15 protein-coding genes are annotated in these 14,092 nt (G+C 70.4%); 14 read left to right on the forward strand and 1 reads right to left on the reverse strand.

The window, feature by feature from the left end; all coding sequences use genetic code 11:
• Nucleotides 1-76 precede the first annotated feature (76 nt).
• From J5Y10_RS00115 to J5Y10_RS00140, 6 genes are all read left to right on the forward strand, one after another.
• Nucleotides 77-1,912, forward strand: coding sequence for a glycoside hydrolase family 15 protein (locus J5Y10_RS00115; RefSeq protein ID WP_209369662.1), 1,836 nt, complete (start codon nt 77-79; stop codon nt 1,910-1,912).
• A gap of 152 nt (nt 1,913-2,064) precedes the next feature.
• Nucleotides 2,065-3,051: a transglutaminase family protein gene (locus J5Y10_RS00120; RefSeq protein ID WP_209369663.1), complete on the forward strand. Its 987-nt coding sequence runs from the start codon at nt 2,065-2,067 to the stop codon at nt 3,049-3,051.
• Between the two features lie 57 nt (nt 3,052-3,108).
• Nucleotides 3,109-3,930, forward strand: coding sequence for a transglutaminase-like domain-containing protein (locus J5Y10_RS00125; RefSeq protein WP_209369664.1), 822 nt, complete (start codon nt 3,109-3,111; stop codon nt 3,928-3,930).
• The gene (locus J5Y10_RS00130; RefSeq protein ID WP_209369665.1) at nt 3,927-4,685 is read left to right on the forward strand and encodes an N-formylglutamate amidohydrolase; all 759 of its coding nucleotides are present in this window, start codon (nt 3,927-3,929) and stop codon (nt 4,683-4,685) included. Before J5Y10_RS00125 ends, J5Y10_RS00130 begins: the two co-directional genes overlap by 4 nt.
• A 70-nt stretch (nt 4,686-4,755) precedes the next feature.
• Nucleotides 4,756-5,427 (forward strand): DUF6198 family protein, encoded by a 672-nt coding sequence (locus J5Y10_RS00135; RefSeq protein WP_245214155.1) that lies wholly within the window; start codon nt 4,756-4,758, stop codon nt 5,425-5,427.
• 40 nt (nt 5,428-5,467) lie between these two features.
• Nucleotides 5,468-6,424 (forward strand): AraC family transcriptional regulator, encoded by a 957-nt coding sequence (locus J5Y10_RS00140; RefSeq protein ID WP_209369666.1) that lies wholly within the window; start codon nt 5,468-5,470, stop codon nt 6,422-6,424.
• Here the strand turns inward: J5Y10_RS00140 and J5Y10_RS00145 are convergent, their stop codons facing one another.
• Complete coding sequence (locus J5Y10_RS00145) at nt 6,425-7,126, reverse strand: PIG-L deacetylase family protein (RefSeq protein WP_209369667.1); 702 nt, start codon at nt 7,124-7,126, stop codon at nt 6,425-6,427. It lies immediately after the preceding gene.
• 122 nt (nt 7,127-7,248) lie between these two features.
• Here J5Y10_RS00145 and andAc point away from each other — a divergent pair, with 122 nt between their 5' ends.
• From andAc to J5Y10_RS00185, 8 genes are all read left to right on the forward strand, one after another.
• Nucleotides 7,249-8,544, forward strand: a complete 1,296-nt coding sequence (gene andAc / locus J5Y10_RS00150) for an anthranilate 1,2-dioxygenase large subunit AndAc (protein WP_245214156.1) — start codon at nt 7,249-7,251, stop codon at nt 8,542-8,544.
• On the forward strand, nt 8,541-9,014 hold the full coding sequence (andAd, locus tag J5Y10_RS00155) for an anthranilate 1,2-dioxygenase small subunit AndAd (protein ID WP_209369668.1): 474 nt from the start codon (nt 8,541-8,543) through the stop codon (nt 9,012-9,014). The genes andAc and andAd overlap by 4 nt, the downstream gene beginning before the upstream one ends.
• Before the next feature lie 8 nt (nt 9,015-9,022).
• Complete coding sequence (gene andAb / locus J5Y10_RS00160) at nt 9,023-9,334, forward strand: anthranilate 1,2-dioxygenase ferredoxin subunit AndAb (RefSeq protein ID WP_209369669.1); 312 nt, start codon at nt 9,023-9,025, stop codon at nt 9,332-9,334.
• Nucleotides 9,331-10,140: an alpha/beta hydrolase gene (locus tag J5Y10_RS00165; RefSeq protein ID WP_342452786.1), complete on the forward strand. Its 810-nt coding sequence runs from the start codon at nt 9,331-9,333 to the stop codon at nt 10,138-10,140. The genes andAb and J5Y10_RS00165 overlap by 4 nt, the downstream gene beginning before the upstream one ends.
• A gap of 179 nt (nt 10,141-10,319) precedes the next feature.
• Nucleotides 10,320-11,879 (forward strand): aldolase catalytic domain-containing protein, encoded by a 1,560-nt coding sequence (locus tag J5Y10_RS00170; protein ID WP_209369670.1) that lies wholly within the window; start codon nt 10,320-10,322, stop codon nt 11,877-11,879.
• Between the two features lie 19 nt (nt 11,880-11,898).
• Entirely contained in the window at nt 11,899-12,585 is a 687-nt protein-coding gene (locus tag J5Y10_RS00175) for an HAD family hydrolase (RefSeq protein ID WP_209369671.1), read from the forward strand.
• Nucleotides 12,586-12,596: 11 nt separating this feature from the next.
• Nucleotides 12,597-13,295: an acylneuraminate cytidylyltransferase family protein gene (locus J5Y10_RS00180; RefSeq protein WP_209369672.1), complete on the forward strand. Its 699-nt coding sequence runs from the start codon at nt 12,597-12,599 to the stop codon at nt 13,293-13,295.
• Nucleotides 13,296-13,300: 5 nt separating this feature from the next.
• Nucleotides 13,301-14,047, forward strand: coding sequence for a hypothetical protein (locus J5Y10_RS00185; RefSeq protein WP_209369673.1), 747 nt, complete (start codon nt 13,301-13,303; stop codon nt 14,045-14,047).
• Nucleotides 14,048-14,092: the final 45 nt, after the last annotated feature.

A 14,092-nucleotide genomic window follows, 5' to 3' on the forward strand; every position in this document is an offset into this window, starting at 1 on the left:
CGAGCGCGCGGTGGCCGGTGCGGTCCGGCCGATCGCCCTCATCTTGCGTTAGCGCCGCAGGAGGCCCGCCACACTGATGTCCCGTCCCCTCGCCGATTATGCCCTCATCGGCGACACGCACTCCAACGCCCTCATCGCCCGCGACGGGTCCATCGACTGGCTGTGCTGGCCGCGGCACGACAGCCCCGCTTTGTTCCTGCGCCTGCTGGACGATGAGAAGGGCGGGGCCTGCACGGTCGCATTCGAGCGGCTGATCGGTACCGTCCGCCGCTACCTGCCCGGTACGAACATGCTGGAAACGGTCTTCACAACCGCCACGGGCCGCGCGGTGCTGACGGACTTCATGCCGCTCTCCCGCCCCGACAGGGTCGCGCCGGAAGGACCGGACGGGATCGCGGAGGGGCGGGTGATCCGGCTCCTGCGCTGCGAGGAGGGGGGGGTTTCCGGCCGTTTCCTCGTGCGGCCGACCTTCGACTACGCGCGGCGGCTCTGCGCCCCATCCATGCAGCCGGACGGCACTGCGCTGTTCGAGGCGGGGGAGCAGAGGATGCTCGTTGTCGCCCTGCCGGGCGGGCCGGCCGTGGAAGGGGAGGCGGTTTCGGCGGCGTTCGACCTCGGGATGGGGGAGCGGATGGCCCTCGTGCTCTCGGGCGGAGAGGACGGGCAGACGGTGCCGCCGGTGCGGCTGGAGGAGGTGGAGGAGAGGCTGGCGGCCACGCGGCACTATTGGGACGATTGGAGCGCGCGCTGCACCTACCGGGGCGGCTACCGGGAGGCGGTGCTGCGCTCCGTGCTGCTGCTGAAGCTGCTGACCTACTCGCCCACGGGCGCGATCATCGCGGCCCCGACCCTGGGCCTGCCGGAGGCCGTGCCGGGGAACCGGAACTTCGACTACCGCTACGCCTGGCTGCGCGACGCCAGCTTCACCGTCACGTCCTTCGTCATGCTCGGTTATGTGCGGGAGGCGGCGGAGTACCTGCGCTTCCTGCGTCTGGCCGATCCCAGCCGCGGCAGGGCGCTGAAGCTGATGTACGCCATCGACGGCGGCCCGCCGGCGGCGGAGGAGGTGCTGGATCACCTCTCGGGCTGGCGGGGCGTCGGGCCCATTCGGATCGGCAACGGCGCCGCCGACCAGCAGCAGCACGACATCTACGGCGAGCACCTGATGGCGCTGGAGACCTTCCTGGAGGCGGTGGACTACGACCCGCCGCAGAAGACGAACGACCACCTGCCGGAGGGACTGGTGAACCTGGCCACCCGCGCCCTGGCGGTGCGGCACGCCGAGGACCAGGGCATCTGGGAACCGCGGACGCCGGGCAAGCAGATGTTCCACACCAAGGCGCTGATCTGGGTGGCGCTGGACCGGGCGGCCCGCATGGCCCGGCGCGTCGGCCGGATCGAGGAGGGGCTGATCCGGGACTGGGAGCGCGTGGCGGAGGAGGTGCGTGCCGAGTACCACGAGCGCGGCTGGAACCCCGCCCGCGGTGCCTTCACCCAGTTCTACGGATCGGACCTGCTGGACGCGGCCGTGCTGCGGACCGTGCTGTTCGGCGCGATCGATGCGAACGACCCGCGCCTCGCCTCCACCTACGACGCCATCACGCGGGAACTGGTGGTGGATGACCTGGTCTACCGCTACCGCGCCCCGGACGGGATGGAGGGGGAAGAGGGCACCTTCTCCGCCTGCGCCTTCTGGCGCGTGGGCTGCCTGGCACTGGCGGGACGGACGGAGCCGGCCCGGCTGGTCTTCGAGCGCCTGCTGGGGCGGGGCAACGACCTCGGCCTCTTCGCCGAGGAGATCGACGCGGCGACGGGGGAGCAGCGCGGCAACTTCCCCCAGGGCTTCACCCACATGGCCCTGATCAACCACGCGCTGCGGCTGGAGCGGGAGCAGCGGCGCCGAGCGGCGTGAAAACATGCGGCCTGTGCAACCAGGGGCCGTGAAGGCTGTTTGGGACTAACCTATGATGACGGGCCAGGGCCGGCGGGATGCTCTCCCTGCCGGCCCTGGCCCGTCTTTTGCCTTGTCTGTCTGAGCCTCGTCCTGGGGTCGAAGGGTGGCCCATGCCGATCCTCACCGTCCGACATGTCACGACCTACCGGTACCGCCAGCCTGTCTCCTTCGGGGAGCACCGGATGATGCTGCGGCCGCGGGAGGGATACGACCAGCGGCTGCTCGAGGCCCGGATCGAGATCACGCCGGAGCCCGCCGACCTGTGGTGGATGCACGACGTGTTCGGGAACAGCGTGGGCGTGGCCTGCTTCAAGGCCCGTGCGCGGGAGCTGCGCTTCGAGAGCACGATGCGCCTGGACCACCGCCCGGTGGAGGCGCTGGACTTCCGCCTGGAGCGGCACGCGCGCAGCCTGCCCTTCTCCTACACGATCGAGGAGATGCCGGACCTCGCGCGCTCCATCGAGCGGCACCACGCGGATCCCGATCATGCCGTGGATCTCTGGGCGCGCGGCTTCCTGCGCAAGGACAGGCCGACGGAGACGCTGGAGCTGCTGACGGCGATGACGAAGGCGGTGAAGCGGGACTTCACCTACGTCCCCCGCACCATGCGCGGCATCCAGGAGCCGGGGCGCACGCTGGAACTGGGGAGCGGCACTTGCCGGGACTTCGCGCTGCTGATGATGGAAGGAGTGCGCTCCCTCGGTCTCGCGGCGCGCTTTGTCTCCGGCTACCTCTACTCGCCCGGCGCGGATGGCGCGGGGGCCGGGGGGCATGTCGGCGGTGGCGCCACCCATGCCTGGGTGCGCGTGTACCTGCCCGGCGCGGGCTGGGTGGAGTTCGACCCGACCAACGGCATCGTCGGCAACCGGGACCTGATCCGCGTGGCAGTGGGGCGCGACCCCTCCCAGGCGGTGCCGCTCTACGGCAGCTGGAAGGGCTTCCCGGAGGACAGCCTCGGTATGGATGTTTCCGTCCAGGTCACGGCCGAGCCCTCGCCCCAGGTGGCAGCGCCCGTGGCCGCTCCTGTCTCCTCGTCCGTGCCCCCAGCCCAGCCAAAGCCCGGGGCGACGCCAGAGCCCGCCCTGCCTGCGGGCTGATCCGCCTTCCCCTCCCCCCCTTTCCCCCCGCCCCGACACACCGGAGGACAGTGCCCCATGAAGATCCACGCCGGCTTCGACATCACCTACGAGTGCTACCAGCCGACGCCCATGGTCCTGATGCTGAGCGTCCATCCCTCCCGCATGCCGGACGTGATCGGGCCGCACGAGCTCCGCTTCGACCCGCCCATCGGCGCCACCGAGTACCGGGACGGGTTCGGCAACATCTGTCACCGGATCGTCGCGCCGCGCGGGCGCACCACCATCTCCACCCGCTTCGACGTGCTGGACCCCGGCGTGCCGGATGTCTACGCGCCGGAGGCGCGGCAACTGCCGGTGGAGGAGCTGCCGGACGAAGCGCTGATGTTCCTGCTGCCCAGCCGCTACTGCGAGACGGACCGGATGTCGGACCTCGCCTGGTCGCTGTTCGGGCACACGCCGGAGGGCTGGGCGCGGGTGCAGGCCATCGTGGACTACGCGCACAACCGCCTGACCTTCGGCTACGAGCACGCCAACGTCTTCCGCACCGCCCATAGCGGCCATGGGGACCGCGTGGGCGTGTGCCGGGACTACGCGCACCTGGCCGTCACGCTCTGCCGCTGCATGAACATTCCCGCGCGCTACTGCACGGGCTATCTCGGCGATATCGGCGTGCCGCCGATCGACGCCGCGATGGACTTCTCCGCCTGGTTCGAAGTCTATCTCGGCGGCCACTGGTACACCTTCGACGCGCGGCACAACACGCCGCGCATCGGGCGCATCCTGATGGCGCGCGGGCGGGACGCGGCGGACGTGGCGATCACCACCACCTTCGGATCCAACACCCTGGCCGGCTTCCACGTGGTGACGGACGAGGTGAAGCCGGACGTGTGGGCGTGAGCGATCTGGATGTGAAGGATCCTGCGCCGGTCGAGGTGGTGAACGCGGGGGGCGCCTCGCCCTTCGTGCTGCTCTGCGAGCACGCCTCCAAGCACATTCCTGCGCGCTACGCGGATCTCGGCCTGCCCGCTTCGGAGCTGGGGCGGCACATCGCCTGGGATATCGGGGCGGCGGAGCTGGCCCGGCTTCTCTCGGCACGGCTGGACGCACCGCTTCTGCTGGCCGGCGCCTCGCGGCTGGTGATCGACCTGAATCGGCCGCCGGGGATGCCCAGCAGCATCCCGGAGATGAGCGAGAGCACGCCCATCCCCGGCAATACCGGCCTCTCCGCGGCGGAGCGCACGCTGCGCCAGACCGCTTGGTTCCACCCCTTCCACGGGGCCGTCACCGCCCTGCTGGACCGGCGCCAGGCCGAGGGGCGGAGGACACTCGTCGTGGGCGTGCACAGCTTCACGCCGCGCTACCAGGGCGTGGACCGGCCCTGGCACGCGGGGGTGCTCTTCGCCGGGGCGGAGCGCTTCGGGCGGGCCCTGGCGGCGGCCATCGCGGCCGATCCGGCGCTGGTGGTGGGAGAGAACGAGCCCTATCGGATCGAGCCTGGCATCTACGACTACACCGTGCCGGTCCATGGCGACGCGCGGGGCCTGGATGCCGTGCTGATCGAGGTCCGGCAGGACCTGCTGGGTGACGAGGCGGGGATCAGGGACTGGGCGGAACGGCTGGCCCCGGCACTGGAGCGGGCTGCCGGGGTTTAGGTGAGGAGGACTGTCATTCTTCTTTGCTGCGCCGCAGCAAGTCGCTAGGATGGGCTCGGCCTGCGAGAGGATGGTCGCCCTGACCCGGATCGCCCGACCCTTTCCCCTTCCGCCGCGCCAGTCCGAGCGGATGACGCACCTGCCGGCCTCCCCGCACCGCCTCCACGAGGATCTGGCGGCGCTGGTCCTCGGCACCTTCATGGTCTCGCTGGGGTTGGTGCTCTACGGCGAGGCCCGGCTGGCGACGAGCGGTCTGGCGGGGCTGGCGCTGCTGCTGGGCTACGCCACTCCCTTCAATGCCGGCACGCTGTTCTTCCTTCTCAATCTCCCCTTCCTCGTCTTCGGGTTCTGGCGGATGGGCTGGCGCGTGCTGCTGCGGACGCTGGTCGCCATCGCAGCGGTGTCGCTGCTCACGCGCTTCGCACCGCTCTGGGTCGATGTCGCGCATGTCTCGCCCCTCTATGGGGCGCTGATGGGCGGGATCCTGATCGGGATGGGGGCGCTGGCCCTGGTGCGCCATCGCACGGGGCTGGGCGGCACCAACCTAGTCGCCATGTACCTGCAGGAGAGACGGGGCTGGCGGGCCGGCTACATCCAGCTGGGCTTCGACCTGCTGGTGATGCTGGTGGCCTGCACGGTGCTGGAGCCGCGGCAGGTCGGGATTTCGCTGTTCGGGGCGGTGGTGGTGAACCTGATCGTGGCCATGAACCACAAGCCCGGGCGGTATCTCGGCGTCAGCTAGTCCTTGCGCCGGGCGGAACGTCCCGTCAGTTTGTCGTTCCATGCTGGAACTTGCCGCCCCGCCGGACCGGCTGGCGCTGCGCGCGTGCCGGCTCTTCGAGACATCCGACGCTGAGGAGGCGCGGGAGCGCATCTCCCGCGTCATGCAGCCGCATGGCCTACGGCTGGAGGGGCGGCTGGAGGGACCCGCGCCGCGCTTCCACATGGATTTCCTGCGGCTGCGCGGGGTGGGGCTGGGCACCATCGCCTTCGGCCCGGCCTCGATCGAGGTGCCGCCGCTGGACGGCTATCACCTGCTCGTCCTCTGCCTTTCCGGCGGTGCGGTGCTGCGGGCCGGCGGGGCGGAGCTGGTGGTGGACCGTGAGCGCGGGGCGCTCTGCCCCGCCGGGCAGCCGCTGAGCGGGCGCTTCTCCGCGGATTGCGAGCAGCTGATCCTGCGGATCGACCGGGACAGGCTCCTCACCTTCACCGGTGGGCGGATGGGGCGGCTGGCCGCGCCCCTGGACCTGCGGAGTGCGCGGTTGCGGCCCTGGCTCTCCGTGCTGCGCGGGCTGGCCGGGGATGCGGACGCGGTGCGGCTGATCGGGGAAGACCAGTCCGTGGCGGCGGATTACGAGCAACTGCTGCTGCGCCTGCTGCTGGCGGGGCAGGAGGAGGCGGCGCCGGCGCGGGATACGGTGCGGCCGGCCGCGCTGCGCCGCGCCCTTGGTTTTCTGCAGGCGCGCGCGACGGAGCCGCTGACCCTGGCCGATATCGCCACGGCCGCCGGCGTGCCGGAGCGGACGCTGCACGAGGCCTTTCGCCGGCACCTCGGCACCACGCCGCTGCGGCACCTGCGCGACCTGCGGCTGGACCGGGCGCGGGCGCGGCTGCGGGCGGGCGGGGAAGGGGTGACGGAGGCGGCGCTGGCCGTGGGCTTCACCCATCTCAGCCGCTTTGCCGGGGATTACGTGGCGCGTTTCGGGGAACGGCCCTCGGAGACGCTTCGGCGGGGGTGATCAGGCCGGGGATGCTGGCGGCGGCCTGAGGATCGTCTCGAAGGGCTGCTCGGCAGCGGCCCGGCGGGCGGGGACGATGCGCGGTGCGGGATCATCGGTGACGAGACTATCGAGCTGGCTGGCATGGGCGGCGATGGCCTGCCGCTTGGTGTCCAGCGGGATGGCCAGGGTCCAGCCATCGGCCGGTGCCTCCGGCGGCGGCGCGTAGGAGAGGTGGGCGACGCCGCTGCCCGCGGCGACGGTCGCCGCGATACGGTGGGCGGCAGCGCGGGCGGCATCCACCGGCCAGGGCGCGAGGAGGAGGTTGCAGTCCCGCGCCCACATGACGAGGGTGATGCCGCGCACCGCAGCCTCGAAGACCGGGCCCTCGTCGGGCAGCGGGCCGTCGATCAGCCCGGCCATCAGAAGCCGGTCGGCGCGCAGGCCCAGGCGGCGCACCGCCTCCCGCGTTTCCCCCTCCCGGATCGCGGCGATGCGGTCCGGCGGGAAGAGGTTGGAGCCGGGGTGGGAGGCGCTGCCGTCCTGCAGCACCATGACGAAGGGCGGTCGGCCCCGGCGGCAGGATTCCGCGATGAAGCCGCCGCAGTCCAGGCTCTCGTCGCCCGGCTGCAGCGCGAGGACGAGCGCGTTCTCCCCGCCCGTGATCTCCAGCAGGCCGGCAGGGGGCGGGGCGGGGTCCGTCATGCCGGGATTGAAGGGCAAGCCCCGTGCCGGGCGGAAGGGGCGCTGCGGTGGCCGGATAGGCGCGGCGGCGGGCGGATAGTGGCCTGGGACGTGCTTCTGGCAGGCTGGCCGGGCCTTTCCCTGCACCCGGAGGAGCCGAGATGGACCAGCATCCCCATGATGCCGCGATGGCGCCGCCCGAGGCCGCGCCCCTCGCCAGCTTCCCGCGCGCGGACGGCTCCCGCGTGCCCTTCAAGCTGTTCAGCAGCGCCGAGATCTACGCGCTGGAGCAGGAGCGGATCTATCGCGGCCCGACCTGGAACTTCCTGGGCCTGGAAGCCGAGATCCCGAAGCCCGGCGACTACAAGAGCACCTATGTCGGCGACACGCCCGTGGTGATGACGCGGGCGGAGGACGGGACGCTGGCTGCCTGGGTGAACCGCTGCGCGCATCGCGGCGCGGTGGTGTGCCGCCTGCCGCGCGGCAACGCGCTGTCGCATTCCTGCGTGTACCACCAGTGGAGCTTTGGCACGAAGGGCAACCTGCAGGGCGTTCCCTTCCGGCGCGGCCAGAAGGACGCGACAGGCATGCCGAAGGACTTCGACCCGAAGCAGCACAACCTGCGCCAGCTGCGGGTGGAGAGCTATCGCGGCCTCGTCTTCGCCACCTTCTCCGACACGGTGGAGCCGCTGGCGGAGTATATCGGGCCGGAGATGCGGCCCTATGTGGACCGGGTGTTCCACAAGCCCGTGGTCTATCTGGGCTGCACGCGGCAGTTCTCGGACAGCAACTGGAAGCTCTACATCGAGAACGTGAAGGACCCCTATCACGCCAGCCTGCTGCACCTGTTCCACACCACCTTCAACATCTTCCGCGTGGGCATGAAGGCGCGCTGCATCCCGGACGCCAAGGCGGGGATGCACAGCGTGATCTTCGTGATGAAGAACGAGGAGGATAACGGCGCCGACTACAAGTCGCAGGGCATCCGATCCTACGACGAGGGGTTCCGGCTGGAGGATGACAGCATCCTGGCGCTGGAGAAGGAGTACGAGGAGGTGGCGACGAACCAGATCCAGCCCATCTTCCCGCAGCTCGTGATCCAGCAGATCCACAACACGCTGGTGGCGCGCCAGATCCTGCCCAAGGGACCCGACCATTTCGAACTGGTCTTCCACTTCTTCGGCTACGAGGACGACACGCCCGAGATGCGCAAGCTGCGGATCAAGCAGGCGAACCTGGTGGGGCCGGCCGGCTACATCTCTATGGAGGACACGGAGGCGACGGAGCTGGTGCAGCGCGGCACCGCCCGTGACCCGGAGCTGACATCCGTCATCGACATGTCGCGCGACGCGCCGGAGCGGCGGGACACGCTGATCTCCGAGCAGCTGATCCGCGAGTTCTGGAAGGGATACCGCAAGCTGATGGGCTTCGACGTGGCGGCGACGATCGCGGAATGAGCGAGGATCTGATGCTGCGGCTGGAGCTGCTCTCGCTCCAGGACCGCTACGTGGCGGCGATCGACAACGACCGCATCGAGGAGTGGCCGGGCTTCTTCACGGAGGAGTGCCTCTACGAGATCGTCTCCCGCGAGAACGAGGAGGCGGGGCTGCCTGCGCCGCTGATCCATTGCGACAGCGGGGGCATGCTGCGCGACCGCGTCCTCTCCCTCCGCCACGCCAACATCTACGAGAGGCCGGCCTACCGCCACATGCTCTCCGGCATGGAGTGGCGGGAGGAGGGCGGGGAATACGCCGTCTCCACGAGCTATGTCGTGGTGAACACCTCCATCGAGGGGGCGAGCACGATCTACCAGGCCGGGCGCTACCTGGACCGCGTGGTGCGGACGGAGGGCGGCCTGCGCTTCCGCGAGAAGCGCTGCATCTACGACACGCTGCGGGTGCAGACGCTGCTCGCCTTTCCGATCTGAGGACGACCATGGGTGAATGGCACGACGCCGCCGCGGCGGATGCGGTGGTGGAGGACGAGGTGGTGGGCTGCGTGGTGGCCGGAAAGCCCGTGGCGCTGTTCCGGGTGGAGGGGCAGGTCCATGCCCTCTACGACCAGTGTTCCCACGGTTACGCGAAGCTGTCGGACGGCTTCGTCGAGGACGGCTGCGTGGAGTGCCCGCTGCACCAGGGCCTTGTCGACATCCTCACGGGCGAGCCCCGTTCCGCCCCGATCACCGAGGGCGTCCGCAGCTTCCCCGCGCGGGAGGTGAACGGGCGCGTGGAGGTGGAGATCGAGTGAACGCGACCTGGGAGTACATGACGGGCCAGGCGCATCCCACCCACGCCGCGCTGATCGAGGCGTTCGAGCGCGAGGGCGAGGCGGGCGTGGCCGCACTGCGCCCGGCACTCGACATTCCCTACGGCCCGCACCCGCGGGAGCGCTTCGATTTCTACGCGGCACCGGGCGCCTGGCGGGGCACGCTGGCCTACTTCCACGCGGGCTACTGGCAATCCCGCGACAAGGTGCAGTTTCGCTTCCTCGCGCCGCTCCTTGTCGCGCGCGGGCTGGATGTGGCGATGGTGAACTACCCGCTCTGTCCCGACGTGACCCTGCCCGCGCTGTTGGAGTCCACGCGGCGGGCCGTGCCGGCGGTGCTGGCGCGGGCGGCGTCCCTCGGGCGCGGCGGGGCGGCGCTGGTGGCGGCCGGGCACTCGGCAGGCGGGCAGATTGTGGCGGGGCTGGCGCTGCATAACTGGGGCGGGGCCTCGCCGATCGCGGCGGTCGCCGGGCTGAGCGGGGTCTATGACCTGGAGCCGCTGGTCGGGACGCCGCTGAACGACCGATTGCGGCTGGACGTGGAAACGGCCCGCGCCCTTTCGCCCGTGCGGCGGGTTCGGGGCGGGATGCCGCCCGCCTTTTTCGCCGTGGGCGGGAAGGAGACGCCGGCCTTCCTGGCCCAGAACGCGCGGATGGCGCGGGCCTGGGCGAATGCGGGGAACCTGTCGGGCGAGTACGTCTCCCCCGGCACGGACCACTTCAGCCTGCTGCGCGACCCCGTGGTGATGGACGGGATCGCGGCCCTCTCGCCAGCCGCATCGCCGTGATCACGGGAGGCCTTCGCCACTCACCAATCCGTGAACGGTTGTTTAGAGGAACGACGCTTTCGCAAAGGTATTCACGGCGTGGCCGGGCACCCGCCTTGCTTGCTGAACGGGGTGCCCGCCGGTAGGCTCCGCATGAGGAATCCTGGGTGCACCGCACTTGGTCGGGAAGGGTCGGTTCGATGGTTCAGGTTCTGGATTGCACGTTCCGTGACGGCGGATATTACACCTCGTGGGACTTCGATCCCGCCCTGGTGGACACCTATCTGAACAGCATTTCGCGCCTGCCGATCGACCATGTCGAGGTGGGCTACGTGAACGATCGCCTGACCGGCTACTACGGCGAATATTTCTTCCTGACGGCGGAGAAGCTGACGGCGCTGAAGGCGCGGCTGCGGCCCGACCAGAAGCTGCTGGTGATGATCGACGCCAAGGCGGTGGAGCCGGAGCGGGTGCCCGCCCTGTTCGGGCCCTTGGCAGGCATCCTCGACATGGTGCGCATCGCCTGCGCGCCCGCGCACCTGCCGCACGGCCTGTCGCTGGCGCGGGAACTGAAGAAGCTCGGCCTGCAGGTCGGCTTCAACGTGATGTACCTGTCCACCTTCAAGGACAACCTCGACCACATCCGCCTGGCGATCGAGAGCCCGGACGCCTACGACGCGCTCTCCCTTGTGGACTCTTATGGCGGCGTGACGCCGAACGAGGTGACGCGGCTCTTCAAGGAGCTGCGGGCGCGGATGCCGGACTTCACCATCGGCTTTCACGGGCACGACAACATGTGTCTCGCCTTCGCCAACACCCTCGCCGCGATCGAGGCGGGGGCGGACGTGGTGGACGGCACCTTCACCGGCATGGGCCGCGGTGCGGGCAATGCCCGGACGGAGACGGTGCTGATCCAGCTGGCCCGCGAAGGGCTGAACGCCCCGCTCGACCACCAGGCCCTCTCGGCCGTCGTCGCGCCCTTCGAGGTGATGCAGCGCGAGCAGGGCTGGGGCACGAACCTGCCCTACATGATCTCCGGCGCGAACAACCTTCCCCAGAAGGACGTGATGGATTGGCTGGCGAAGAACCGCTACTCCGTCATGTCCATCGTCCAGGCCCTGCAGCGCCAGGGCGGTCAGGAGGTGGACCGGACCGTCTTCCCGGACATCTCCACCCTCGGCCTGAGGGCCGGCGACGTGCTGCTGGTCGGCGGCGGCCCCTCCGTCCGGCGCCATGCGGAGGCGATCGCCCGTCTCGTCGCCCAGCACGATCCGGTGGTGGTCTTCTCCTCGGCCCGTCACCTGGACCGCGCCGGTCAGATCGGCGGGCGGCAGCTCCTCTGCCTGCCCGGGCACGACGCCTTCCGCGCCCCGCCGGAGGCCCTGGCGCGCATGGCCGCCGTGGTCGTCCCCGCCCCGCCCCGCGTGCCGGGATGCCTGCCCGAGGGCCTCTCCCTCCAGGTGGCCCAGGCCCAGTCCTATGAGACCGATGAGGGCAGCTTCGGCCCGGTCTCCGACAACTCGCCGCTCGCGCTCGCGCTCGGCACCGCCATCGGCCTCGGCGCCCGGCGCTGCTTCCTCGTCGGCTTCGATGGCTACGACATGGCCTCCTCCGCCGAGCAGGAGCTCTCCCGCGAGGTGCAGGCCGTGCTGGACAGCTTCGCCGCGCATCCCAGCGGCGTCGCCCTCTCCAGCCTCACCCCCACCCGGTATCGCGTGAAGCAGGGCTCCATCCACGGCCTCATCGCCGAAGTCGCCTGATCGCCTCAGGGATCTCGGCATGACCGCGACAAGGGTCGCCGCCGTCGTCTTCGACTGCGACGGCGTCCTCCTCGTCTCCAACACGCTGAAGGCGGCGGTGTTCCGGGAGGCGCTCGCCGAGCACGGCTTCCACCCCGGGGACATCGCCCGCTTCTCCCGCTACCAGGTCGCGAATTTCGGCACCTCCCGCTACCGCCTCTTCGAGAACTTCCTGGGGTGGGAGGACCTGAAGGTCAGGCCGGCCTCGGCGGACCGGGATGCGCTGGTCGGGTCCTATGCCCGGCTGCTGCGCGGGCGCTACGCGCGCTGCGCCTCCACCCCCGGCATGCGCGGCGTGCTGGACGGGCTGGCGGCGCGGGGCATCCCGCTCTTCGTCGTCTCCGGCTCGGACGGGGCGGAACTGCGGGAAGTCTTCGCGGAGCGGGGGCTGGCCGGGCTGTTCCGGTCCATCCACGGCTCTCCGGCCAGCAAGACGGAGAACCTGCATCTCGTCGCGAAGGAGATGGGGCGGGGGCCGCCGCTGGATGACGTGTGGTTCATCGGCGACGCGGAGGCGGATCTGAAGGCAGCCGATTCCGTTGGTGCCCGCTTTGTCTATGCCGACCACTTCTCCACCGCCAAGCCGCGCATGCGCGCCCTGGCCGCGGAGCGCGGGTTTCCCGTGATCCGGGACCTGCGCGGCCTGCCCGCACTGCTCGACGCCTGACAAGGAGCCCGATGCCCGTCACCGCCTTCCTCCCCTGCCGCGCCGGCAGCCAGCGCGTGCCCCACAAGAACACGCGCCCCTTCGCCGACCGGAAGGACGGGCTGCTGGGCATCAAGCTGGAGCAATTGCTGGCCTGCGAGGCCATCGATGCCGTCGTGCTCTCGACCAACGACCCGGAGGTGGAGGCGATCGCGGCCCCCGTGGTGGCGCGCTCGGGTGGTAGGCTGCGGATGGACCGGCGGCCGGATCACCTCTGCTCCTCCGCCACCAGCACGGACGAGGTCATCGCCTACCTGCCCTCCGTCATCCCGGAGGGGGACGTGCTCTGGACCCATGTGACGAGCCCCTTCTTCGGCGCGGCGGATTACGCGACGGCAGTGCGCGCCTATCGCGACGCGCGGGCGGCGGGCACGCATGACAGCCTGATGGGCGTGACGGAGATGCGGACCTTCATGTGGGACGCCAAGGGCCCGCTGAACTACGACCGCGCGGCGGAGAAGTGGCCGCGCACGCAGACGCTGACGCCCCTCTATGAGGTGAACAGCGCGATCTTCGTCGCGGATGCCGATACCTACCGTGCGCGCGGCGACCGCATCGGCGCCACGCCGCTGTTATACGCCATCCCGAAGGACAGGACCGTGGACGTGGACTGGGAGGAGGACTTCGCGATCGCCGCCGAGTTGTGGCGGCTGCGGGGCGGGGGGGGATAACGCCAGTGGCCTATGTTTTCGTGTGCACGCCCACCTCGGGCACCGCCTCCATGCTGCGGATTCTCCAGACCATCGGCGGTAAGGCGGTGAAGCTGCGGGCCGCCAACGGCCCGGCCTCGCTGGAGCCGCGCGAGGGTGCAACCTATCTGAATGCGGCGGAGCCGAATCTCCTCTACTGGTTCCGAGGACCGCGGCACTGGGACACCTCGCTGGATGTCTCGGCCTTCAAGGTGATCGCGCATTACCGGGACCCGCGGGACCTGGCGTGCAACCAGTTCTGGTGGGCCCTGCAGCACCCGAACACGCACGACACGCCGGAGGTGGCGGAGGCCAAGCGGCGCAAGGTGGAGGAAGACGGGATTGATCGCTACGTAATGGGCCGCAACAACGTCGCCAGCTACAACATGCTGCGCGGGCTGTCGGACGGACCGCTGGGCGATCAGGTCACCTGGACCTCCTACAACCAGCTCTGCTGCGCCTTCGACTACATGACCGACAATCTCTGCCGCACCTTCGGCCGCGCGCCGTCGGAGGTGGCGGAGGCGCTGCGCATGGAGCGGCCGGAGAACCTGTTCAACAACCCGGACTGGGTGAAGGTGGGCGGCACCTGGCAGGGCGCCGACGTGATGCCCGGCCGCTTCCGCCGCGACCTGAAGCCGGAGACGGCGCAGGCATTGACGGCGAAGCTGGCCCCTGAGCTGGCCTTCTGCGCGCGGCGCGATGCCCCCTTCATGGGGCACCACTATCTCTGATCCGCGCGGCGCCGCAGATCAGCAGGAAACAGGAGGCTGGCCCCC

It is taken from the genome of Roseomonas indoligenes (genome assembly GCF_017813365.1).
Taxonomy (GTDB): domain Bacteria; phylum Pseudomonadota; class Alphaproteobacteria; order Acetobacterales; family Acetobacteraceae; genus Roseomonas; species Roseomonas indoligenes.

Bases quoted from the DNA above. Each gene is read 5' to 3' on its own strand.
- J5Y10_RS00115 (WP_209369662.1), top strand. From the start codon at position 77: ATGTCCCGTCCCCTCGCCGATTATGCCCTCATCGGCGACACGCACTCC.
- J5Y10_RS00120 (WP_209369663.1), top strand. From the start codon at position 2,065: ATGCCGATCCTCACCGTCCGACATGTCACGACCTACCGGTACCGCCAG.
- J5Y10_RS00125 (WP_209369664.1), top strand. From the start codon at position 3,109: ATGAAGATCCACGCCGGCTTCGACATCACCTACGAGTGCTACCAGCCG.
- J5Y10_RS00135 (WP_245214155.1), top strand. From the start codon at position 4,756: ATGGTCGCCCTGACCCGGATCGCCCGACCCTTTCCCCTTCCGCCGCGC.
- J5Y10_RS00140 (WP_209369666.1), top strand. From the start codon at position 5,468: ATGCTGGAACTTGCCGCCCCGCCGGACCGGCTGGCGCTGCGCGCGTGC.
- andAc (WP_245214156.1), top strand. From the start codon at position 7,249: ATGGACCAGCATCCCCATGATGCCGCGATGGCGCCGCCCGAGGCCGCG.
- andAd (WP_209369668.1), top strand. From the start codon at position 8,541: ATGAGCGAGGATCTGATGCTGCGGCTGGAGCTGCTCTCGCTCCAGGAC.
- andAb (WP_209369669.1), top strand. From the start codon at position 9,023: ATGGGTGAATGGCACGACGCCGCCGCGGCGGATGCGGTGGTGGAGGAC.
- J5Y10_RS00170 (WP_209369670.1), top strand. From the start codon at position 10,320: ATGGTTCAGGTTCTGGATTGCACGTTCCGTGACGGCGGATATTACACC.
- J5Y10_RS00175 (WP_209369671.1), top strand. From the start codon at position 11,899: ATGACCGCGACAAGGGTCGCCGCCGTCGTCTTCGACTGCGACGGCGTC.
- J5Y10_RS00180 (WP_209369672.1), top strand. From the start codon at position 12,597: ATGCCCGTCACCGCCTTCCTCCCCTGCCGCGCCGGCAGCCAGCGCGTG.